At 64.3% G+C, this 21,835-nt stretch carries 21 protein-coding genes and 1 pseudogene; 9 read left to right on the plus strand and 13 right to left on the minus strand.

What is annotated here, in order from left to right; genetic code table 11:
• Window positions 1-11 precede the first annotated feature (11 nt).
• From ACE3UG_RS02155 to ACE3UG_RS02165, 3 genes are read right to left on the minus strand one after another with little or no spacing between them, the layout of a single operon-like run.
• Entirely contained in the window at window positions 12-971 is a 960-nt protein-coding gene (locus tag ACE3UG_RS02155; protein WP_374618985.1) for an MlaD family protein, read from the minus strand.
• Entirely contained in the window at window positions 961-1,935 is a 975-nt protein-coding gene (locus ACE3UG_RS02160; RefSeq protein ID WP_374618988.1) for an ABC transporter ATP-binding protein, read from the minus strand. The genes ACE3UG_RS02155 and ACE3UG_RS02160 overlap by 11 nt, the downstream gene beginning before the upstream one ends.
• A complete protein-coding gene (locus tag ACE3UG_RS02165; protein ID WP_374618991.1) occupies window positions 1,935-3,056 on the minus strand; it encodes an MlaE family ABC transporter permease in 1,122 nt (373 codons plus the stop codon). Before ACE3UG_RS02165 ends, ACE3UG_RS02160 begins: the two co-directional genes overlap by 1 nt.
• A gap of 205 nt (window positions 3,057-3,261) precedes the next feature.
• Here ACE3UG_RS02165 and ACE3UG_RS02170 point away from each other — a divergent pair, with 205 nt between their 5' ends.
• The 3 genes and pseudogenes from ACE3UG_RS02170 (at window position 3,262) to ACE3UG_RS02180 (ending at window position 6,525) form a co-directional block, all read left to right on the plus strand.
• A complete protein-coding gene (locus ACE3UG_RS02170) occupies window positions 3,262-4,275 on the plus strand; it encodes a biotin--[acetyl-CoA-carboxylase] ligase (protein WP_374618993.1) in 1,014 nt (337 codons plus the stop codon).
• Between the two features lie 182 nt (window positions 4,276-4,457).
• Window positions 4,458-5,375 (plus strand): annotated as a pseudogene (locus ACE3UG_RS02175) (type III pantothenate kinase); the annotation flags it as partial.
• 136 nt (window positions 5,376-5,511) lie between these two features.
• Window positions 5,512-6,525, plus strand: coding sequence for an SPOR domain-containing protein (locus ACE3UG_RS02180; protein WP_374618995.1), 1,014 nt, complete (start codon window positions 5,512-5,514; stop codon window positions 6,523-6,525).
• 4 nt (window positions 6,526-6,529) lie between these two features.
• Here ACE3UG_RS02180 and ACE3UG_RS02185 read toward each other — a convergent pair whose 3' ends face one another.
• The 3 genes from ACE3UG_RS02185 to ACE3UG_RS02195 all read right to left on the minus strand — a co-directional run bounded on the left by ACE3UG_RS02185 (window position 6,530) and on the right by ACE3UG_RS02195 (window position 9,027).
• Window positions 6,530-7,537 (minus strand): asparaginase, encoded by a 1,008-nt coding sequence (locus ACE3UG_RS02185; protein ID WP_374618998.1) that lies wholly within the window; start codon window positions 7,535-7,537, stop codon window positions 6,530-6,532.
• A complete protein-coding gene (gene rfaE2, locus ACE3UG_RS02190; RefSeq protein WP_374619001.1) occupies window positions 7,534-8,037 on the minus strand; it encodes a D-glycero-beta-D-manno-heptose 1-phosphate adenylyltransferase in 504 nt (167 codons plus the stop codon). The genes ACE3UG_RS02185 and rfaE2 overlap by 4 nt, the downstream gene beginning before the upstream one ends.
• A gap of 123 nt (window positions 8,038-8,160) precedes the next feature.
• Complete coding sequence (locus tag ACE3UG_RS02195) at window positions 8,161-9,027, minus strand: ferritin-like domain-containing protein (RefSeq protein WP_374619304.1); 867 nt, start codon at window positions 9,025-9,027, stop codon at window positions 8,161-8,163.
• A gap of 728 nt (window positions 9,028-9,755) precedes the next feature.
• Between ACE3UG_RS02195 and ACE3UG_RS02200 the strand changes: the two genes are divergently transcribed.
• The 3 genes from ACE3UG_RS02200 (at window position 9,756) to ACE3UG_RS02210 (ending at window position 11,577) form a co-directional block, all read left to right on the plus strand.
• Window positions 9,756-10,316, plus strand: coding sequence for a chalcone isomerase family protein (locus tag ACE3UG_RS02200; RefSeq protein ID WP_374619004.1), 561 nt, complete (start codon window positions 9,756-9,758; stop codon window positions 10,314-10,316).
• A gap of 103 nt (window positions 10,317-10,419) precedes the next feature.
• A complete protein-coding gene (locus tag ACE3UG_RS02205) occupies window positions 10,420-10,857 on the plus strand; it encodes a nuclear transport factor 2 family protein (RefSeq protein WP_374619007.1) in 438 nt (145 codons plus the stop codon).
• Window positions 10,858-10,989: 132 nt separating this feature from the next.
• Complete coding sequence (locus ACE3UG_RS02210; RefSeq protein WP_374619010.1) at window positions 10,990-11,577, plus strand: LysE family translocator; 588 nt, start codon at window positions 10,990-10,992, stop codon at window positions 11,575-11,577.
• Between the two features lie 50 nt (window positions 11,578-11,627).
• Here ACE3UG_RS02210 and ACE3UG_RS02215 read toward each other — a convergent pair whose 3' ends face one another.
• The 6 genes from ACE3UG_RS02215 to ACE3UG_RS02240 all read right to left on the minus strand — a co-directional run bounded on the left by ACE3UG_RS02215 (window position 11,628) and on the right by ACE3UG_RS02240 (window position 18,368).
• Entirely contained in the window at window positions 11,628-12,470 is an 843-nt protein-coding gene (locus ACE3UG_RS02215; RefSeq protein ID WP_374619013.1) for an AraC family transcriptional regulator, read from the minus strand.
• Window positions 12,471-12,498: 28 nt separating this feature from the next.
• Window positions 12,499-13,788 (minus strand): patatin-like phospholipase family protein, encoded by a 1,290-nt coding sequence (locus ACE3UG_RS02220; RefSeq protein WP_374619015.1) that lies wholly within the window; start codon window positions 13,786-13,788, stop codon window positions 12,499-12,501.
• A 101-nt stretch (window positions 13,789-13,889) separates the two neighbouring features.
• Window positions 13,890-14,867, minus strand: a complete 978-nt coding sequence (locus tag ACE3UG_RS02225; RefSeq protein ID WP_374619018.1) for a PhaM family polyhydroxyalkanoate granule multifunctional regulatory protein — start codon at window positions 14,865-14,867, stop codon at window positions 13,890-13,892.
• A 132-nt stretch (window positions 14,868-14,999) separates the two neighbouring features.
• Entirely contained in the window at window positions 15,000-15,821 is an 822-nt protein-coding gene (locus ACE3UG_RS02230; RefSeq protein ID WP_374619020.1) for an enoyl-CoA hydratase/isomerase family protein, read from the minus strand.
• Window positions 15,822-15,983: 162 nt separating this feature from the next.
• Entirely contained in the window at window positions 15,984-17,135 is a 1,152-nt protein-coding gene (locus tag ACE3UG_RS02235; protein ID WP_374619023.1) for an ABC transporter substrate-binding protein, read from the minus strand.
• Between the two features lie 246 nt (window positions 17,136-17,381).
• Window positions 17,382-18,368 carry a fumarylacetoacetate hydrolase family protein gene (locus tag ACE3UG_RS02240; protein ID WP_374619026.1) on the minus strand — a complete coding sequence of 329 codons (987 nt, stop codon included), beginning with the start codon at window positions 18,366-18,368 and terminating at the stop codon, window positions 17,382-17,384.
• A gap of 315 nt (window positions 18,369-18,683) precedes the next feature.
• On the opposite strand from ACE3UG_RS02240, the gene ACE3UG_RS02245 reads away from it, so the two are divergent.
• From ACE3UG_RS02245 to ACE3UG_RS02255, 3 genes are all read left to right on the plus strand, one after another.
• Window positions 18,684-19,805 (plus strand): DUF3108 domain-containing protein, encoded by a 1,122-nt coding sequence (locus tag ACE3UG_RS02245; protein ID WP_374619029.1) that lies wholly within the window; start codon window positions 18,684-18,686, stop codon window positions 19,803-19,805.
• 254 nt (window positions 19,806-20,059) lie between these two features.
• On the plus strand, window positions 20,060-20,854 hold the full coding sequence (gene pcaD / locus ACE3UG_RS02250) for a 3-oxoadipate enol-lactonase (RefSeq protein WP_374619032.1): 795 nt from the start codon (window positions 20,060-20,062) through the stop codon (window positions 20,852-20,854).
• A gap of 173 nt (window positions 20,855-21,027) precedes the next feature.
• On the plus strand, window positions 21,028-21,285 hold the full coding sequence (locus tag ACE3UG_RS02255; RefSeq protein WP_374619034.1) for a DUF3567 domain-containing protein: 258 nt from the start codon (window positions 21,028-21,030) through the stop codon (window positions 21,283-21,285).
• A gap of 122 nt (window positions 21,286-21,407) precedes the next feature.
• Here ACE3UG_RS02255 and ACE3UG_RS02260 read toward each other — a convergent pair whose 3' ends face one another.
• Entirely contained in the window at window positions 21,408-21,800 is a 393-nt protein-coding gene (locus tag ACE3UG_RS02260) for a rhodanese-like domain-containing protein (protein ID WP_374619036.1), read from the minus strand.
• Window positions 21,801-21,835 lie beyond the last annotated feature (35 nt).

The raw sequence follows: 21,835 nt of genomic DNA on the forward strand, positions 1-21,835 counted from the left end.
GGTGTCGCGATTCATCGGCCTGCCCCGCCGGGCCACGAAAAGCCCGCCTCACCCGGGCCGGGTGGCGGCGGCGAAGTGCCGAACAGCAGCGCCCGCGGATTGCGATTGATCGTCTCGGCGGCCTGCCCCACCGCCTGTGTCGTCGTGCGCAGATCGTCGGACAGTGTGTTCAGACGAGGCAGCGCTTCCTGTTGCAACGAACCTTCGAACGTCTGCATGGTGATCTGGAACGCCGCCAGACTCGACGCCGCCTGATCTGCCGCGCGTCCCACACTATCGAGGTTACGCACGAGGGGGCCCTGAGGATCGGTCAACTGATTGGTCAGTCGGTGCGCGCCCTCGAGCGTGCCGGTGAGTTCGCGCACTGTGTCGGGCAACTGCGTCGTCACGGGTTCGAGCTGCTGCGCCAAGCGATTCACGCTTTGCGCGGCAGACTTCACGCTGTTGATCGAATCGACCATGGCCTGACGGTTATCGGGCGAGAGCAGTTGGTTGACCGACGACGTCGCCGCTTCGAGCTGATGCACCAGGTTGTTGCCGCGCCGCTGTAGTTCGTCCACAAAGCTCGGGCGCAGCGGCAATTGCGCAACATGCGTTTCTGACGACGACAGCAACGTTCGGTCATGCCCATCGTCGTCCAGTTGCACGAAGGCCAATCCCGTCACGCCCTGATAGCTCAGGGTGGCGAAGGTCGACTTGGTCATCGGCGTGCCCTTGTTCACGAGAATGCGGATCAGAATCTGTCCCGGCGTGCTCGTATCGAACTTGATCGACTCGACCTTTCCGACGGCCAGGCCGCGATATCGCACGGCGGATTCGGGATTGAGCCCGGTCACGTTGGTGCGCGACACCAGGTCGTAGGGCAGGCGGACGCGATTGTCGCGATTGAACCAGTACACCGACGCGCCAACGGCGGCGAGTAGCATCAGCGTGAAGAGGCCCGCCATGAAAGCGTGCGATTTATTTTCCATCGTCGAGTAACTCCGAAATCTTGGCGCGCCGTGCGGCGGGCAGAGCCAGCAACGCGCGCCTGCCTCGCTCGCCGAGGAAGAAGCTGTGGATGAACGGATGATCGACACACACCACGTCTTCCACCGGCGCATTGACGAGCACCTTGCGATCGGCGAGGACCGCCACGCGTGTGGCAAGCATCATCACCGTATCCAGATCGTGTGTGACCATCACAACCGTCAGTCCGAGCGAGCGGTGCAAGCCGCGAACCATGGCCACGAATTCGTCCGACGCCTGCGGATCGAGACCGGCCGTGGGCTCATCGAGAAAAAGCAGTTCCGGCTCCAGCGCAATGGCGCGTGCAATTCCCACGCGCTTGATCATCCCCCCCGACAACTCCGACGGCATGCGGTTCGCCATGCGCCCCGACAGCCCGACCATCTCGAGCTTGTACATCACGACATCGCGAATCAAATCTTCCGAAAGCGTGTGCAATTCCCGCAGCGGCTGCGCAATGTTTTCGAACACCGTCATCGCTGAGAACAACGCACCGCGCTGAAACAGCATGCCGGAGCGGCGGCGCAACAGGTGCGCGGTGCGCCGGTCGATCGTTGTAATGTCGTGGCCGAAAACGCTGATGTGACCGCTTGTCGGCGACTCCAGCCCGATGATCTGCCGGATCAGTGTCGTCTTACCCGAACCCGAACCGCCGACGAGCGCGATGATCTCGCTCTGGCGCACCGTGAGATCGAGATGCTCGTGAATCGTGTGCGTCCCATAGCGTTTCGTGAGATCGCGCACTTCGATGACCGGCTCGGCTCCACCCGGCAAGGTCGAGGACACTGGCGGACAACCGGCAGTGGCGCCCCAAACCGTATCGTCACCGCGCGCCGGCACCGCCGGGACCGTCGGAGCCGTCGGCGAGGTGGGCGAACGGGGTGAGACGGGGGTTTGGGGCACGTCGGGGGTGCTGGATTCGCTCATCAGCCGATCCCCACACTGCGAAACAGAATCGCGAAGATGGCATCGGCCAGAATCACGACGGTAATCGACGTCACTACGGACTGTGTCGTGCCCTCGCCGAGGCTTTGCGTATTCGGCTTGACGCGCATGCCGAAGTGGCAGGCCACCAGCGCGATCAGCATGCCGAAGACGACCCCCTTGCCCAGTCCGATCCACAGATTGGCAATGGGAACGGCGTTGGGCAGCGTTGAAAAGAAGTATCGCAGTCCAATGCCGAGTTCGTACTTCGCCGCGATCGCGCCACCGAGCAATGCGACGATGTTCGTCCACATGACAAGCAGCGGCATGGCGATGGCCAGCGCAATGACCTTGGGCAGCACGAGCCGCAGCCCATGAGGAATATCCATCACGCGCATCGCGTCGAGCTCTTCGGTCACACGCATCACGCCCAGTTGGGCAGTGATGGCCGACCCCGAGCGCCCTGCCACGAGAATCGCAGAAAGCACCGGACCGAGTTCCCGGATCACCGCGAGACCGAGAATGTTGACGATGAACGTACTCGCCCCGTAAAGCTTCAGTTGCTGGGCAGACAGGTAGGACAGCACGATGCCGATCAGGAATGCGACGAGTGCCGTGATGCCAAGTGCCTTGGTCCCGGCACTGTAGATATTGGCGGACATCTCCAGCCACGGGGCACGAATCGGATGACGAACGACACGGCCCAGGTCGATCACGAAGCGTCCAAACATCGTGATGCCATCGCGCAGGTGCTCGCCCAGCGTGAACAGCGAATAGCCCAGCCGGCTGATCGGATCGATGCGGCGCGTGGGTGCCGGGCTCTGCCGCGTATGGTCGAATTCGGCAAGATGATCGAACAATGCACGTTGTGCCGGCGTCAGCGCAATGCGCTCGGGGTATCGACGTTGCCAATAGCGCCACAGCGCCTGCGCGCCGACGTGATCGAGCCGCTCGACACACGTCAGGTCCCACGCCAGATCGCCCTGCGGCAACGCGTGCACCAGCCGCAGCAGCATCTTCTTGCGCTGCGAGAGTGCCAACGCAGTCCACAGGCCGCGCAGCATCACCACAGGGCCTTGCGCCGAGGTGGTCAGCTCCAGAGTGGGCACGGCATCGAGGTTCAAAACGGACAATCTCCTGGCTATAAACCCGCCGGAATCCGGCAAAACGCGGTCATTGTACGGTACAGGGGCAACCGGTCGATGGCAACCCGGCGAGGGCTGAAAACGCGCCGGCGCCGACCGATTGGCGCCTCGGACAATACCGAAAAGCGAGGATTGGCGCAGCGCAGACCGGCGCGGCACCCGCCTCGCCGCTACAATAGCAGCCATGAATAACGCCGCATCTTCCTCGCCGAACACCGCCCCCGCCACTCCGGCTGCGGAGTCGTCCGAACGTCCGGCCGGCGCGGGCGCCGGATCGCCGCACGCCCCGGCCTCCCGGCGGCTCGACGGCGACCGGATTCGCTCGGGTCTGGCCTCCGCCTGCGGCGGCTGGCAGATCGACGTTGTCGACACCACGGGCTCCACAAATCTCGACCTGCTTGCCCAACTTCGCGAAGACGGGTCGAGCGCGCCTGTCGTGCGAGCGGCGATGCACCAGACGAGTGGACGCGGCCAACGTGGCCGGGCCTGGCAGAGCCTGCCGGGCGACAGCCTTACGTTTTCGCTGGCTTATGTGATGCCGGGCGGACCCGCCGAGTTGGCCGGATTGTCGCTCGCGACGGGTGTCGCGGTCGTGGAGGGGCTATCGGACCTGCCGTTGTCGGCACCGCACGCACTCGGGCTCAAATGGCCCAACGATGTGCTGCTGCGCGGCGCAAAGCTCGCAGGCATTCTGATTGAGACGGTCCCAACGGGGCCGGGACGAATCGGGGTGGTGATCGGTATCGGCGTCAATCTTCGGCGCGCCGACGATGTGGCCACGCGTATCGATCGCGCGGCCTCCCTTTCGGCCGGCGCAGCGGCCGAATCCGGCATCGCCTCACCGGCCGTCATGCCGGCCACCCCGGCAGCGGCGCTCGAATCGGTGCTGCCGGACCCCGACATGTCGTCCGTTCTCGTCGCGTTGATGCTTCGTCTTGCGGCCATGCTGAATCGCTTTGCCGAACATCGGTTCAGCGCCTTCCGCGATGACTGGGAAGCAATGCACGCCTATAGTGGGGCATCGGTTCGCATCATCGAGCACGGCCGCGACAAGCTCCATGGCGTGGCGCTCGGCGTCGATTCTCAGGGTTGCCTGCGCGTCGCGACTCACGAGGGCGAGCGCGCCATCGCCAGCGGGGAAGTGTCCGTGCGATTGCTCGATAGGGCCGACGCACCGGACGCAAAAGGAGTCCGCTGATGGCCGCCTCCCGGCAAATCCCCTCGCCGCGTTCGCCGCGACCGGTAGATGCTGCGACGCCAATGGGAACGACCTCTGACGTCTCAATCGCCGCTATCGCCCGTGCCAGGAATGTCGCGGATGTCACGAATGTCGCGGATGTCACCAAGGTCACAGACGCCACCGCCAAGGATGTCACCGATATCACGGACGCCACAAGCGGCGTCAATGGCGCGCCGTGGTTGCTCGTCGATGCCGGCAACAGCCGAATCAAATGGGCACTTGCGCCGGCGGTGCGCCCTGCGGCATGGCGCGCGGCGGCGCCATCATTTCTTGCCAGCGGCGCGGTAGACCACACCGAATGGCGCACGCTCGCTGCGCAAATTCGCGCTGGCTGGGCTGCGCTGACCTCGGGAACGGGGGACAACACCCACTTCGCTCCGAACGCGGTGCCGTCGGCCGCAGGCCAGGGCGGGCAAGACAAGGGCTTCGTGTGCCCGGCACCGGCTGGCGTCTGGCTCGCAAACGTGGCGGGCGACGCCGCAGAACAGGCAGTGCGCATGACCCTGCAAACGCTGTGGGGCACGGCATCGTCCGGTGGGCTGCACGTCTTGCGCGCCAGCGAATCGCGCGCGGGCGTGCGCAACGGTTATCACACCCCGTCGCAGTTGGGCAGCGACCGTTGGGCAAGCCTGATCGGCGCGCACGCCGCGTGGCCGGGCGAACATCTGTTGATCGTCACATTGGGCACCGCAACAACGGTTGAAGCGTTGCAGGCAGACGGCGATTATCTCGGCGGATTGATCGCGCCGGGCCCCGCGCTGATGCTGCAGTCGCTTGCCCAGGGCACCGCGCAGTTGCCGACGCTCGACGCCACGACGCCGTCCGGCGGGCAGGCGTTCGCCCGTAGCACGGCCGACGCCATCCTGCGCGGATGCGCCGCCGCGCAGGCCGGCCTGGTCGAGCGCAGTCACGCACAACTGCAGGCGCAACTCGGCGCGCCAGTGCGCTGCGTGATCTCCGGCGGGGCCCGTCAGGCGCTCGCGCAAACCCTCGCCTTGCCCTTTACCGAACACGATCAACTGGTAACCGCCGGTTTGTACGAAGTTGCGCTTCGTGCGGCAGAGTCATGCACGACGGCAGCCGGGACATCCCTTCCCGACACCGTCGACACGACGGACAAGATAGCGATGAGAGATATGGCCGGCACGGCGAATACGATCGATAGCGCTGCATCCCCGCCGCACGACGGTGAACATGCCCGAGGGGGTACCTGAGATGTTGCGTGCGCTGTTGCTTGTCATGTTCCTGGCCGCGAACGCGGCGCTTGCGGCCGTGCAGCTCGGCTGGCTGACCTGGCACGATATGTTGCCCGCCACCGGCCGTGAACCGGCGCGCGTCGAAATGCAGCTCGAGCCCGAACGAATCCGTCTCATCGGCGCAGAGATCGGCGATCAGTCACCGGCAACGGCGGCCGCCAGCGCAGCGAATGCATCGCGTGGCCCCGACGGCGCCGATTCCGCCAACGCCAACGCCAACGCCAACGCCAACGCCAACGATCATGCCAACGCGAATGCCAACGACAACGTCAGGGCAAGCGTCGCTGGCACCGACAGCACAAGCACGGGCAATGACAGGCAGCACAATACGGACGTTTCGCTAGCCACGGCATCCGCCGTGTCGGCTTCAGCGCCGGCGGCAGCCCGTCAGACCGTCGCCGCCACAGGGCCGAGCGCGGTATCGGGCGATGCGCCGGCATCCCCGACAACGACCACAACGACGACAACGGCCGCCCCCATCTGCCTCGATGTGGGCCCTTTCCCGGCTAACGACGCGCAGTCGGCGCGTGGCCTGTTGCTCGCGGCACTGCCGGCGGGACAAGGTGATCTTCAATCCGTCGCGCTCGACAAGCGGTACTGGGTGCATCTCAACCCGGTGCCCAACAAGGCGGCGGCCGACAAGCAGATCGCACAGCTTCGCTCGGCAGGCGTGACGGAGTATTTCCTGCTCAACGACGACAGCGCGAATCTCGTCGTCTCGCTTGGCCTGTTCAATGACCGGGAACGTGCCATGCACTTGATGGCGGCAGCGCAAAAGAAAGGCATTACGCCGCAATTGAACGAGCGGCCGAACGCAAAAAGCCGAATCGTGTACCGGATCGTGGGGATCAACGCGAACATCGCCAATCAGATTCGCGGCGTGGTGACGCAACAATGGTCGGCCAAGTGGGTAAGAACTTGCCCGCCGCAGGCAGGCAGCCCGCCTGCGTGAAACCTCAGTTGATGCGCTTCAATTCCACAACGGGACGCACGACGCCCGTGCGCATGCCGCGCGCATTCTTGACGACCGGAGACACCCACGGCGCCAGCCCCGTGGTTTCAGGCGACTCGACCAGACCGAGCGCCTGAAGCACCGCAACCGCAGCGGTATACAGCGCGCGCATATTGCCGTCGACGACTTTGATCGCGATACCGAGCCCTGCGGAGCGCACGCCGATCGTCTGCACACCGTCCGCGCCGATTTTCGCGACCCAGTCGCCGGGTGCCATACGCATGAATGCCAGATCGTTGCGCGCCGTGCCGGAGACCATCTCCGGCTGCTGTGTCATGGCGGCAAACAGCGTCGAGAGCGCGGCATCGTCGCTCGCGGCGAGCCGGGCATACGCGGCAGCCAACTTGTCGAGCGGCAAGGCATAGTTGGGCGCAGAGCATCCATCGATACCCAACGGCAGCGTGTCGCCGCTTACGCCTACGACATCGCCCACGCGCGCACGAATCGCCTGTTGTAGCGGATGCGCAGGGTCCAGATAAGTGTCGAGCGGCAGACCGTGTTGCACGCAATACGCGAGAAAGCCCGCATGCTTGCCCGAACAGTTGTGATGCAACGACGTCGGCCTCAGGTCCGCAGGCGCCCGTTTGCCGGTTGCGGAATAAAACGTCGGCGTGTGGCAGCCGCACTGCAAATGATGTTCGTCACAGCCTGCCTTGTTCAGCAAGCTTTTCACCCCGTCGACATGAAAGCTCTCACCGGAGTGGCTCGCACACAGCAACGCCAGCTCAGACTGCGTTAGCCCGAAATGGGCGACGCCGTCGCCCTCGACGAACGGCAGCGCCTGAAGTGGCTTGAGCGTCGAGCGCGAGAAGGTCAGAAACGACGGATCGCCTGCGGCATAGCGCAAGCGCCCATGCGCGTCGACAACGGCGACGGCACCGTAATGGACGCACTCGACGGTATCGACGCCATTCGCGCCACGTGTCACTTCAACGAGCGGAGCGAGACTCATGACTGGGTGCGAACCTTCTTGAGCAACGACGTTGTCGAGCGCTGATGTTCGAACGGAATCGCCAGCGCCTTGCCGCCCCAACTGCGAACGAGCGCGGATTCCGGCAGCGTGTCCATTTCGTAGTCGCCGCCTTTGACCAGCAGATCAGGACGCACGGCGGCGATCAGCGCCTCGGGCGTCGATTCACCAAACGTCACCACGTAATCGACGCTTTGCAGCGCCGCAAGCAGCGCCGCACGGTCGTGCTCATTGTTGATCGGACGGTCGTCGCCTTTGCCGAGCGTTCGCACCGAAGCGTCGGAGTTCACCCCGACGATCAGGCATGCGCCGAGCGCACGCGCCTGTGCGAGGTACGTCACATGTCCGCGATGCAGAATGTCGAACACGCCGTTGGTGAATACCAACGGTCGCGGCAGGGTCGGCGCCAGCGCCACGAGGGCCTCGCGAGAGAGAATCTTGGCCTCGAAATCGGCCGCAGGAATGGCTTGGGGAGTTGACATGACGATCGGTCGAAGTGAACAGGCTATTGTCCCACGCCGCATGCGTGACAACAAAAAAAGGGGCCGAAGCCCCTTTTTTGTCGATGCGACAGGCTGTCGATGCGACGAGCGCTGCCCGCGAGATTACGACGCGGTGGCGACGGCCGGTGCCGCGACCGCTGCCAGACGGCTGGTGATTTCCTTGCGGTAGCGGTTCAGGTCCTGCGCCGTTGCGAAGGTGTGCTCGAACAACAGCGACATGTTGTGCAGAATGCGCTCGACGACCTTCTTCTCCCAGCTATCGTCGAACTTGATCTGCTCGTCGAGCCAGTGTTCGAGCCACTCCGGCTCAGGCAGACGCGACTGCACCGTGTCGTTCGGGAACAGGTCCTTGTTCACGTGCAGGTTGGTCGGATGCAACGGCTTCTCGGTGCGGCGTGCCGAAGCCATCAGTACGCCGATCTTCGCGAACGCAGCCCGCGCGTTGTCGCCGAAGCTCGTGAGCGCCTTCTTCATATAGCGCAGGTAAGCGCCGCCATGACGGGCTTCGTCACGCGAAATAATTTCGTAGATGGCCTTGATGACCGGCTCGGTGTGCCACTCGGCTGCACGGCGATACCAGTGGTTCAGGCGGATCTCGCCGCAGAAGTGCAGCATGAGCGTCTCGAGCGGCGGGGCAGGGTCGAACGGAAAGCGCACTGCATGCAGTTCGGCCTCGGTCGGCACGAGGTCCGGGCGGAAGCGACGCAGGTACTCCATGAGCACCAGCGAGTGCTTCTGCTCTTCGAAGAACCACACGCTCATGAACGCGGAAAAATCGCTGTCGTCACGGTTGTCGCGCAGGAACATCTCGGTCGCCGGCAGCGCCGCCCATTCCGTGATGGCATTCATCTTGATGGTGCGCGCCTGATCGTCCGTGAGTTGGCTCGCGTCGAACTTGTCCCACGGAATATCCTTCTCCATGTTCCAACGCACTGCCTCCAGCGACTTGTACAGTTCGGGATACAGCATTTCGTTCATTTCAATTACCCCCAAGGTCGCGAGACCTTACACCAGGACTCAAGATAGTATTGTGAAAGTTTACGCCGAATTTCGACAGACAAAACGGTGAGCGTGTCGTGGACAGCCCCCGCTATCCGACTTCACGTCTTGAACCCTGCCGTCGCTGAAGGACGGCGATTTAACGCCTGTAATCTGGCCGCATCCTGGCGATCTCGCTTAGAGCGACCGTACTAAAATATGGGCAAACTCTTGAATCATAACATAAAACCCTCGTCTTCCCGGGCGCTCCGGCACCTGCATGACGGTAATGCGTCGTAATATTGACCCCCATCAAACTGTCACGCAACGCGCTTAAGCTGTAAGGCGCGACAAGCCTACCCTCTGTCAATGCACGATAGGTGTCGCTGCGTTGCCTGTCTCCCGTCTCCGCCAACGCTGGCGCCCAGAACACGTCGGCAGCGCGTCAGGGTATGTCCTCGTGCCACGGGTTGCGCGAGCGGCGTTCGATGGTCTACGCTAAAACTAATCGTTCCGTAGTTGTGACGGGGTTCGGGCAACCTTACCCGTCGGCACAGTGGTTTGTCGCAGTGGTTTGTATTTCTGCGTCTCACCTTGAGGATAGTTCTCAGTCGCAAATACGCAACAAGTTGTACCGGCCGGCGCATCGGCAGAACGACCGGCGCGCCGCCAACGGGCCTACCAACTCGACTGGATCCTTGACCGATAAGGAGCCGAGCATGGCAACTCGTCCCGCACTTTGCGCATGGCTGCGCATCGCCTGCTTTCTGGCCGCGTTGGGCGCAGCGCCCGGCGCGCTCGCATTCGACGCCGGACAACTGGCGTCTCAGGAAATCCCCGCCGCACGCCTGGTCGGCCACGGCTCGTTCTCACGCCTGGGGTTTCACCTCTACGACGCGGAACTCTTCTCCGGCGCTGAACGCGTCAGCGCGAACTGGAGCGCCCACCCCCTGGTACTCGATCTGCGCTACGCGCGCAGCTTCAGTTCCGGTACGCTCGTGCAGCGAAGTCTGATGGAGATGACAAAGCTCAAAGTGGCGACCGATGCGCAACGGCAGCACTGGGGCGAAGCGCTTGCGCGCATTCTGCCCGACGTATCGGCCGGACAGCATTTGACGGGCGTGTTTCGGCCCGGCGACGGCACGCGCTTCTTTTCGGACGGCAAGCTCATCGGCCAGATCGCAGGCGACGCCTTCGGCCGCGCCTTCTTCGCCATTTGGCTGGACCCGCGCACCAGCGCCCCCGATCTTCGCGCCGAATTGATCAGCGACGCGCGCTGAATCTCCGCCCGCGTCGGCAAGCACCGGCCTGCGGACCGACCCCGTACCGGCCACGGATGGGGCCATCCAATCGCGCTGCCTAAGCGCCCACGCGAGCCTGGCTATGGACATCGATCATGCTGCTGCGCTCACGCGCCTGACTCGCTACTTCGAGACCCTCTCGCGCCCAGGCGTCGGGAGTCTGGGCGAGTTCTATACACCCAACGTCTACCTCAAAACGCCCGTGCACGAGGTCCACAGCACGACCGAGATTGCAAGCCTGCTCACGCATTTGTTCGAACGTGTCGACGTGCCACGTGTCGAGTTCACCGCCACATTGCTGCAACACAATCAGGCACTCCTCGTCTGGAATTTGCATTTCCACACCAAGCGGTGGCTCAACGATGAACAGGTCATCCACGGCGCCTCGCATCTGCGCCTCGCCGTAGACGGACGTGTGGCCTATCAACGCGACTATTGGGACGCGACTGAAGATCTTTACATCAAGCTTCCCGTCATTGGGCGCTTATTGCGTTGGGTACGCGATCGACTGTTTCGTTGAGACGTCCGCAAGGGCGGCGAATCTCCAGAAGGCAGTATTCTTCAAAAGGCAGTTTTCTTCAATACGCCGCGCCCGCCGCCGCGTACATTCGGAACCTCGATTCACTGGCCTACGTCCGCATTGAGGCTTCCGATGACACTTTTCTATTCAATGGCGGCGTTCGCGCTAGCCGCTTCGATCACACCAGGGCCGGTCAATGTGGTGGCTTTGAGCTCAGGCGCGCGCTTCGGGCTCGGGCCAAGCCTGCGGCACGTGACGGGCGCGACGGCGGGCTTCGTCGTGTTGCTCGTCGCGGTCGGCTTCGGCGTGTACGAGCTGCTGTCCCGCATGCCCGTTCTGATGCACGTGATTCAGTGGTTCGGCGTAGCGTTCCTGCTCTACATGGCGTACAAGCTAGTGATCGACAACGGCGAACTGAACGATGGCGACACACACGGGGGGCCAACACTGGCGAAAGGCGCCGTCATGCAATGGCTCAATCCGAAAGCCTGGCTCGCGGCACTGGCCGGGATGGGCGCATACACGGCAGGCGATCCCACGCGCATCTGGCAATTCGCGGCGATCTATTTCGTCGTTTGTTGGTGCTCGGTGGGATGCTGGGCCGCCGCAGGCGCAATGTTGCGGCATCGTATGCGTGACGCGCGACGCGTGCGGCATCTGAACCGCGTGATGGCCGCGCTGTTGGCGGGAAGTGCAGTGTATCTCGTCGCGTCGGGATGAAAGCCGCAAGCCGTCGCGTCTTCACGTCTTCACGTCTTCGCATCGTCGGATCAGGCGGCGCGCGGTGCCCGGTAATGCCCCGGCGTCGCCGCGAGGAGTTGCTTGAAGGTGCGCTGGAAATGCGCCTGATCGGCGAAGCCCGCATCGAGCGCCACCTCGGCAATGGCATGACCGCGACGCAATCGTCGCCGCGCATATTGAATCCGCTGGTTCATGAGGAAAGCGTGCGGCGTGAGCCCGTACTGCGCACGGAAGACGCGCGTCAAATAAGAAGCCGAAAGCCCCGCTGCTGCGCAGATCTGCGCGAGCGACAGTGCCTCGCGGCAATGTTCACGGATGAAGTCTGCGGCGTCGCGCAGTTTGTGCGAATCGTCTCGCATCGGCTGCGGTGCGGGATTGAGCCGCTCATGCGCGTCGATAAAGAACTGCTGCACGACGCTCTCGCGCGCCAGCCGATCGTGCGTTGCGTCGGTGCAAACGTCGTAAAGCCGGTTCAACCCTTCGTACAACGCCGGATCGTTCGAGGACATCGGATCGAACAGATGCAGATCCGGTCCATGCGCGAAGCCCAACTCCCGCTGCATTTCGCGCAACCACGCCGTGTCGACGAACAGCATCCGATAGGCCCACGCTTCGTCGTCGATGGGATTGCAGGCATGGACGGCGTCGGGATTCATCACAACCACACTGCCGCGGCCCACCGTCTCACGCGCCCGGCCATTCTGATACGTACTCCTCCCGCCCGTCACGACACCGATGGAAAACGTCTCATGGCTGTGCAGCGCGTAGCACACGCGACGCCCATCGAGGACCTCGCGCGCTTCGAGAAACGGCAACGCCGGATCGCGCCAGAACGTCGATGGGTACGGACACGCCACAGTGGATTTCGACATAGGGATGAGGTTCAGTGAGAACGGCAGTTCATGCGGCCGGCGTGCCGGTGTCCGCCTCGGCGGTGGGCGACTGCGCCGAGAGCGGCGAATTTGCCGGCATTCGGATGCCCCCCACCGCGCCGGCTTCGACATGATCGAGCGGGCTGGTGCCGTCCGCTTCGGCCACGAGCCACGCGGCAATTGCGTCGCGTTGCGCGTAGGCGTCGGCTTCGCCCAGTGCGATGAGCTCCCGCGTGTAAGACGCCTCGAACAGCAGATAGCTGGCGAAGGCCGCGCCCCGCGCCTCGTCCGCGCCGATCGCGCCGAGTATCGTGCGTACGGCGCGCGGCAACTGTTGCAGGTGTCGCGCCGCAATCGGCTCGATGCGTTGACTCGGGGAAATCACGAGCGTCTCGATGGGTCGCCAGCCACTCGATTCACGATGCGCTTCGGGCACGTGCCGCAGCACGTTGTTGATGTGTTGGAGACGCTCCAGATCCGCCGACAGTCCGTCGATGAACACACTCGCGAGCGCTTGCCCGCCAATCTGCGCGAGGCTGGGATAACCGTCGATGCGCTCGCCGCTGCTGTCGAGTCCGTACTGTCCGTGCGACGCGCCGATGATCAGAATGCGAGTGGCCCCCAAATGGATCGGCGGACTCAGCGGTGCGATCTGACGCATCGAGCCATCGCCGAAATACTCCGGCTGGCCGTCGAGATCGAGTTCGATGGCGGGAAAGAGGAACGGGATCGCGCTCGACGCCAGCAAGTGCTCCACGCTCAACGGCACCGCACGCGCGAGGCGCAGCGAGCGCTTCCACGCCTGAATCGGCTCGGCGCTCTGATAGAACGTGACGTGCTGGCCCGACGAATAGGAAAGCGCGGTCACCGACAGCGCCTCGAGCGCCCCCGACGAGAACACCTCCGGCAACCGGTCGAGACGGATCGTATTGCGCAACATCTCGCCAAGCGGCGTCCAATCGAAGAGCGAGCGCGGCGAGCGTCGCAGCGCCCAGCCCAGCGAGAGCGCCGCCAGCCAGCGTGCCCCAGTGCCCGCCATGCCCAGGGAGTCCGCGCGAAACACCTGACCGGCATGGAACTGACGCCATACCGCATCGAGCTTCATCGCGCCGTGCTGGAAATCGTCGGCATGCGATGCGAGCGCCGCCGCATTGATCGCACCGGCCGAAGTGCCGCAGACGATGGGAAACGGTATCGCGCGTCGCGACGGCAGGACCTCGCGTTGAATGGCCGCAATCGCCGCGATCACACCCACCTGATACGCCGCTCGTGCGCCACCGCCCATCAGGACGAGACCGGTACGTTCGCCTGAAATCATGGGGGGCCTCCTCCCACCTTTGCCGTCGTTGTGCCTCGGGTCGCCATCGTTGCGACGCCAACGACGCTATCGCTTCGGCATTCGTTATCGGCTCGCCGGCGTCACCACTTCCACGCACCTTGCTTCGCCGCAGGCATCCCCGCAGCAGGCGCTGCCTTCGTCGATGTCTTCGTCGACGTCTTTGCCGATGTCTTGACTGCCGCCGATTTCGCAGGCGGCTTCTTGGCGGCAGGCGCGCGCTTGGCAGCCGTCTTGCCTGTCGTTTTCTTCGCCGCCCCCTCGGCACCCGCCGCACGCTTGGCGGTCGTACCCGGCTGACCCGCCGCCTTCGCTGCCCCCGTTCCCGGGTCACGCTTGGCCTGCTTCGCGGGCGAGGACTGTGCCGCCTTGGCTGCCGCCTCGGACATTTGCGCCGCTGCGGCATCGGTCATCTGTGCGGCCGACACGCCCGCCGCCTGAGCGGCAGCGGCAATCTGATCGAACTGCGCCCGCATTGCGTTGAACCACAGCGACGGATCGAGCGCGCCGTAAGCATTGGCGGCCTGCGCAAATGGCGACTGCGCGTCGCCGCCGCCCGATGGGTTGGCTTCCGCCGCACCTGCCGCACCCGCCGCTTCCGGCTCGGGTTCGGGCTCTGGCTCGGGCGCCGGCGCGCTCGCTTGCGGCTCGACATCTTGCGCCGGCTCTGCCGCCGCGAACGGCGAACGCCAGAAGTTCGCCGCGCCGCTCTGCCCGAACGGCGAGGCACCCGCCGCGCTGCTCGCGGTCCCACTCGCGTCGGCGCCGCTCGCAGCGCCGAAGTTGCCCGTGCCAAACGCGCGCAGCGTCGCGTAGGTGGCCCGCTGCACTTCGAAGGCCTGAATCGTCGAGCGCAGCACATTCAGATTGAGCGTGAGCCACTGCTCCACCGCACGCATTTCGGCGATGCGATTCTCGATTTCGTCGGGATCGAGCAAGGGTGCCGCGCTCTGCATCAATTGCGAGAGCGGCGAAGTGAATGTCGCGGGCGGGCTGAAGGCTTCCCACATCTTCTTGAGAATGTCGAAGCCGTTGGGCATGGCACTCGTCGAATCGCTCATTACGGTCTCCAGTCACGTTCGGGGACGAACGGCCTGCGGGGCGCTCCCGGCAAGCCGCGCGTATCGTGTGCGCATCGACGCGCAAGGGGTGTATGGGTATCGATCATACGCCGAGCGTGCGCCCGCGGTGTGTCAGAACGGGGCATCGCCGCCGTAGTCGGGCGCACGGCGCTCGCGCAGCGACGCAATGCCCTCGCGCACGTCCGGTCCCGCAAAGCCCATGAATTCGAGCGCGAGCGATGCGTCGAACGACGGCCCCGCGCTGCGCAGCCAGTTGTTGAGCGCATATTTGGTCCACCGAATGGCCGTGGTCGAGCCGCGCGCAAGTTTGTCGGCCACCTCGAACGCGCGGGGCAGCAGGTCCGCCTCGTCGACCGTGAGCGACACGAGCCCGATACGCTCGGCCTCTTCGCCAGACACCGGCTCGCACAGAAGCAGATAGTATTTCGCCTTCGCCATGCCGCACAGCAGCGGCCAGACGATGGCTGCGTGATCGCCCGCCGCGACGCCAAGCCGCGTGTGGCCGTCGATGATGCGCGCGTTCTTCGCGGCGATCGAAATGTCCGCGAGCAGGCCCGCGACCAACCCGGCACCCACGGCCGGACCATGCATCGCCGAGACGATCGGCTTGCTGCAGTTGATCACGTTGTAGACGAGGTCGCGGGCTTCGCGCCATACCCGGGCGCGCACCGCGAAATCGTCGGCCATGTCTTCGACGAGCGAGAGATCGCCGCCACCGGAGAACCCTTTGCCTTCGCCGCGAATCACCACGGCGCGCGTCTCGGCGTCGCGGTCGATATCGCGCCACACATCGGCCAGTTCCCGATGCATGCGATGGTCGGCCGTCGACAGACCGCTCTGGTTCGCCCCGGCGCCCATGATGAGTTCGAGCACGCCATTGGGATGTCGCTTGAACTGCAGCGACTGGTAGTGTTGATACGGGTCTTGCGACATGGCTTACCGCTCCAAAAAAATATCCCCGCACAGGCGGGGATTGGGAAGCGGCGGCACCGGACAAAGCCGGCGCCGCCGACGGTCATCAGGGTGAAATGCGTGGCGTCAGACGCGCCACATCCATGATCTACCGGGCGTGTTCACTGCGTCAGCAACGCGCGCTCACGGCGCGATTTTCCACTTGCCATCGACGATCTCGACCATCACGCGGGCGCGCTGATCGAGGCCGAGGTGATCGGTCGGACTCATATTGATCACGCCGTTCGACACATGCACGTTCCGGCTCGTCTCGAGCGCATCGCGCAACGCCTTGCGGAATTCCGGCGTGCCCGGCTTGGCCGACTTCAGCGCAATCGGAATGGCGCGTTCGAGCAGAATACCTGCGTCCCACGCATACGAACCGAAGGCCGCCACCGTGCCCGCGCCGAACTTGGCTTCGTACTTCTTGATGTAGTCGAGCGCCACTGCCTTGGCCGGATTATCGTTCGGCAGTTGCGACGCCACGAGCACCGGACTGGCCGGCAGGAACGTGTTGTTGCAGTCCTTGCCGCACACGCGCAGGAAGTCGTTATTGCCCACGCCGTGGTTGTGATACACGAGGCCCTTGTAGCCACGCTCGGCCAGCGCCTTCGGCGGCAGCGCGGCCGGCGTGCCCGCAGCGCCCACGACGACGGCGTCCGGATGGGTTGCCATGATCTTCAGGATCTGCCCCGTCACACTCGGATCGGTGCGCGCGAAGCGCTCGCTGGCGACCATCTTGATTTTGTGCAGCGCGGCGAACTTGGCGACTTCCTCATAAAACGCTTCGCCCAGCGCATCGCCCTGACCGATGAACGCCATCGTCTTCACGCCATGACGGCTCGCATGCTCGGCAATGGCCGAGGCCATTTGCGCGTCGGTCTGCGGGGTCTTGAACATCCAGTAGCGTTTGGCGTCGACCGGTTCGATGATGCGGGCCGACGAAGCCAGCGAGATCGTGGGCGTGGTGCCGCTGGCCACCACGTCGATCATCGCCAGCGAGTTCGGCGTGATCGACGAACCGATGATGACGTCGACGTGGTTCTCGGAGATGAGCTTTTTGGTGTTCTGGACAGCCGTCGTGGTGTCCGACGCGTCATCGAGCACGATGTAGTCGATCTTCTGGCCGCCGATCTCGGTAGGCAGCATGGAGATCGTGTTGCGCTCGGGAATGCCGAGCGAGGCGGCCGGGCCGGTGAGCGAGATGCTTACGCCGACCTTGACCTGGGCGGCAGCGCCGCCGGCCAACGCCAGCAAGATCGCACCCAACAGGGCAGTGCGCACGGGGTTTCGCATGAAGAGTCTCCTGATCTGGTCTGGCCCGCGCGCGTTTTTTCTATCTCGCGGAGGTCCCGGAATGGACACCTCGCGCTGCGCGGACGAAAGTTGGGCGGGCTCGCGCACCCGATAGGGGTGCGAACCGACTCAAGGAGACAAAGAATAGCGGAGCCAGAATTCCCCGCCATATCCGGGTTCACCCTATGCACAGTCTCGCCGAGGCACCGCAACCTCCTGCCGGAAGCGACATTTCAGCGCGCGGCGTCATTCGTCCAGCGGCGAGACCGCCTGATCGATGGCGCCGAAGATCGACTTGCCCTGCGCATCGAACATTTCGATGCGCACGCGATCGCCAAAGCGCATGAATTCGGTCTCCGGTGCGCCCTTGTCAATCGTCTCCAACATGCGCTTCTCGGCGATACAGGCGCTGCCCCGGCTGCGGTCCTTGTTCGAGATCGTACCCGAGCCCACGATGGTGCCCGCGCGCACATTGCGCGTCTTGCAGACGTGCGCCACGAGTCGACCGAAGTCGAACACCATGTCCTCGCCGCATTCGGGAGCACCGAACTTCCTGTCGTTCCACTTCACGGTGAGCGGACGGTGCACCCGGCCTTCGCGCCAGGCATCGCCCAGTTCGTCGGGGGTGACGGCCACCGGCGAGAAGCTGCTCGCCGGTTTGCTCTGGAAGAAGCCGAATCCCTTGGCCAACTCGGCGGGAATCAGGTTGCGCAGGCTCACGTCGTTGACCAGCATCAGCAGACGAACGCCTTCCAGCGCGCGCGCCGGGCTCGCCCCCATCGGCACATCCGACGTCACCACGGCAACCTCCGCTTCGAAGTCGATGCCGAAGTCCTCCGACGCGCACACGATGTCGTCCGTCGGTCCGATGAAATCGTCGCTGCCGCCCTGGTACATGAGCGGATCGGTCCAGAATTCGGGCGGCATGTCGGCCCCGCGCGCGCGGCGCACCAGCTCGACGTGGTTCACATAGGCCGAACCGTCGGCCCACTGGTAGGCGCGCGGCAGCGGCGCCATGCACTCGGCCGGATCGAACGCGAAGGCGTTGCGCGCGCGGTGGTGATTGAGTTCGGTGTAGAGCGTCTGAAGCTGGGGCGCGTAGAACGTCCAGTCGTCGAGTACGCGTTGCAGCGTGGGGGCGATGGCGTCGGCAATGCAGGCGCTCGACAGGTCGCGCGAGACGACGACCAGTTGTCCGTCGCGGGTGCCGTCCTTACGGGTAGCGAGTTTCATGTGATGGAGTCTGCGGGCTGGCTCAGGCCCGATAGAATGGCGCTTGAAGCCGAAGATTCTACCTGAGCGCAGCGCCCGCCCCCCCGCTGCGCACGACGGCGAGAAGAACGAAGGAACGAAGCAGACGCATGCCATTGGCTGACATGGACGACAAGATCGACACCGACGACAACGCGGTCGCGCCCTGAACGGCGGCGCACGCGATCTGTCGAACCGAGTTCATCGCAATATGAGATCCTGAGCCCATGACGTTCCGGTTAATCGCATCTCGTGCTCTCGCGCGCCCATCGCCCCTCTCGCCAAGCAGCGTCCAACGTGCCCCCGGCTTCCAACGCTGCTGACGACGCCCGCTCGCCCCCCGCCGGCCCGACCTCGCCGACGGGTTCGCGCAGGCGCGGGTTCGTCTGGGTGGGCGTGCTGGCGGCGGTCTTCTTCGCGCACGTGCTCCTCGCGCTGTGGGTCGACAACCACCGAACCCCGCTCGCCGATACGCCGATCCCCGAAATTCCGATCACGCTGATCCCGCTCAAACCGGTCGCGCCGCCCGCCCCCCCGGCCCCACCGCCCCCGGAGCCGGTCGTCAAACCCGCCCGGCGCAAGCCTGCGCGGCCAGCCCCGCCAGCCCCGCCCAACACGCTCGCCGCCCCGGCAACCGTCGACACGCCGGGGCCGCAGGCCGCCTCGGAAACCGTCGCCGGCACCGGCGATACCGCCGACGCACCCGCCAGCAGCGCACAAGCGTCGCCGCCGGCGGGCCCGCCCCTCACGGCAGCGGCAGCCAACGGCGATAGGTTCGATCCCCCGCCGTCCGTGACGCTGACGTACGACGCGTTCATGAACGGCGTACGCAATCAGACCGGTGAGCTGGCGTGGATCAACGAAGACGGGCACTATCGGCTGCGCGTGGCGGTGCCGATCATCTTCTTCGGCACGTTCGAGTTCATCAGCGAAGGCGGTTTCGACGTGAATGGCATTGCGCCGTCCCGCTACGTGGAAAAGCGCGGACGTCGCGCCGAGTACGTCACCGATTTCCATCGCGACGGCACACCGACGCTGAGCTTCTCGCGCTCGGGCCAGACCGTACCGCTGGCCCCCGGCGCCCAAGACCGGTTCAGCGTAATGATGCAACTGGCGAGCTACGCGAGAGGCAATCCCGAACGCTATACGCAGCTAGGTGTAACGCACGAGTTCACGGTGGTCGACACGGACAGCAGCGAAGTATGGCCGGTGCAATACGTCGGCACCGAAACCTTGCCAACGCCGCAGGGCTACATCGAGACCCGGCACTTCACGCGGTTGCCGCGCAAGTCGGGCGACGAGCGACGCGTCGACATCTGGCTGGCGCCGTCGCTCGACTGGCTGCCGGTGCGCGTCAAGCAAACCGAGCCGTCGGGCAACGAATTCGAACTGATCTTCACGCGTAAATCGCCTCCGTGAACGTGCCCGATGCGGCCGTCGGGCGCGAAACAAGCCCTCGCGTCAACTCTTTAGAAATTCGAGCGATGTCGGCGATTCATGGCGGCGATTCATGGCAACGGTTCATGGCGGCGCGGCGCGACGACGGAGTAGAGTGTTGCCCTGCTACTACGATTCGGCCTGCACAAGTCTGCGGTTCCTGACATAATCAGAAACATCCCATTGCATCGACGCCACTTCGCCAACGCATCGACGACACCAAGGGGCCGCTCACTATGAAAGTCAGTGCTAACGGTGCATCGATTCACTACGCCGTAGACGGCCACGGTCCTTGGCTGACGCTGGCGCATCCGCTGGGGGCCGATCTCACGGTCTGGGACGATCTGGTGCCCGAACTCGCGGCACACTTCCGGGTATTGCGATACGACAGCCGGGGCCATGGCGGCAGCGATGTAACGCGTGGGCCTTACACCGTCGAACAACTGGCGGCCGATGCGACCGCTCTGCTCAGTTCGCTGGAGATCCCGAGGACGCATTTCGTTGGCGTTTCGATGGGCGGCGCCGTGGCACAGCAAGTGGCACTTGAAGCGCCTGAGCGCATCGCCAGTCTGACGTTGATCGACACCACCGCCGGATACGACGACGCCGATGCGCAGCTGTTTCTGCAGCGCGCCGCCACGGCCCGCGAGCATGGGATGAAGGCACTGGCAGACGGCACGCTGGAGCGCTGGCTGGGCGAGCGTTTCCGCAAACGCCACCCTGAGCAGGCCGAACGCATTCGCGCGCTGGTGGCACGGGCGCACCCGGAGGGTTTCGCGGCCGCATGCGAAGCACTGGCCGCGTTCGATGTGCGGGCACGGTTACCGGAAATCGAGGCGCCGACCCTGGTGCTGGTCGGCGAGAACGATCCGTCGACCCCACCGGCCGTTGCGCGGCGCATTGCCAGCGGTATTGCCGGCGCCCGGCTGGAGATCGTGCCCGACGCCGCGCATCTGTCGATGGTCGAGCAGAAACAATTCGTAACCCGTGCCCTTGCAACATTTTTGAAGGGCGCTGCCTCTAATGTCTGAACCCGAAAATAAGCGGGCTCTGAAGCAGGACCTTTGACAAGGAGGGCCAAAAACCGTTGAATTCGTCAGCCGGTGTGCCGATAAGCGAATCATGGGGCGTTGCCTCTTGAAATCGCGCCGTGTCGCCCCTATGTGGGTATCAAGGACCATGCAGGAACACCAGGAGAGTTGCCATGCTCATGATTTACAACAGCCCGAACTATTGTATTGTCGAGTTTGCCGCAGACAACGGCAATCACGCGCTGTCTGCGGGTGGCTATGAAATCGTGGACAAAACCGCTGGCCGTGAGATTTTCCTCGACGGCTCGCTTGCCCGGCAATTCCGTGAAGAAGTGCAGAAGTTGATTGCCAGCGAGCCTTCCGAGGATGAAGTCGATGAATTCCTCGGCCAGTTCGACACCTTCATGACGAGCCCGGTCGTACTCCATTGACGCAGCACCGCACGCGGTGCAGTTGCCCACGAAAAACCCTCGCCACGGCGAGGGTTTTTTCATGGCTGCAAGCTTAACGTCGTGTCAGGCCACGAGGGTGCACGCCTGCCTCGGTACGGCACTCAGCACTGTTCCCAAGGCAGTCCGTCGAAGCGCCAGCCATTCACCGCGTTGCGGTGGTGGGTCGCGTCGAGATCGCCCTCGAAGCCGTGCAGCACCCCGTAGACATTGTGGAAACCGGCCGCCTCGAGCGCCTCGCCCGCGGTCGTGCTTCGATTGCCGCTGCGGCAGATCAGCAGCACGGGCCGCTCGCCCCCGGCGCCGGCCAGCTTGCGCACGGTTTGGACGAAGTGGGGGTTGACTTCCCAATCAGGCCCGTCGTTCCAGGCCACGTGAATCGCCCCGGCCGGGTGCCCCACGAACAAGTATTCCATTTCGCTGCGGCAGTCGACGAACAACGCATTGGCGTTGGCTTGCAGAAACTGGTGAGCCGCGCTCGGGAGCAAGAATTCCATATCGTTGGCGAGAGAGATTGAAAACGGCGCGGCGC

It is taken from the genome of Pandoraea sp. (genome assembly GCF_041919235.1).
In the GTDB taxonomy this organism is placed as follows: Bacteria; Pseudomonadota; Gammaproteobacteria; order Burkholderiales; family Burkholderiaceae; genus Pandoraea.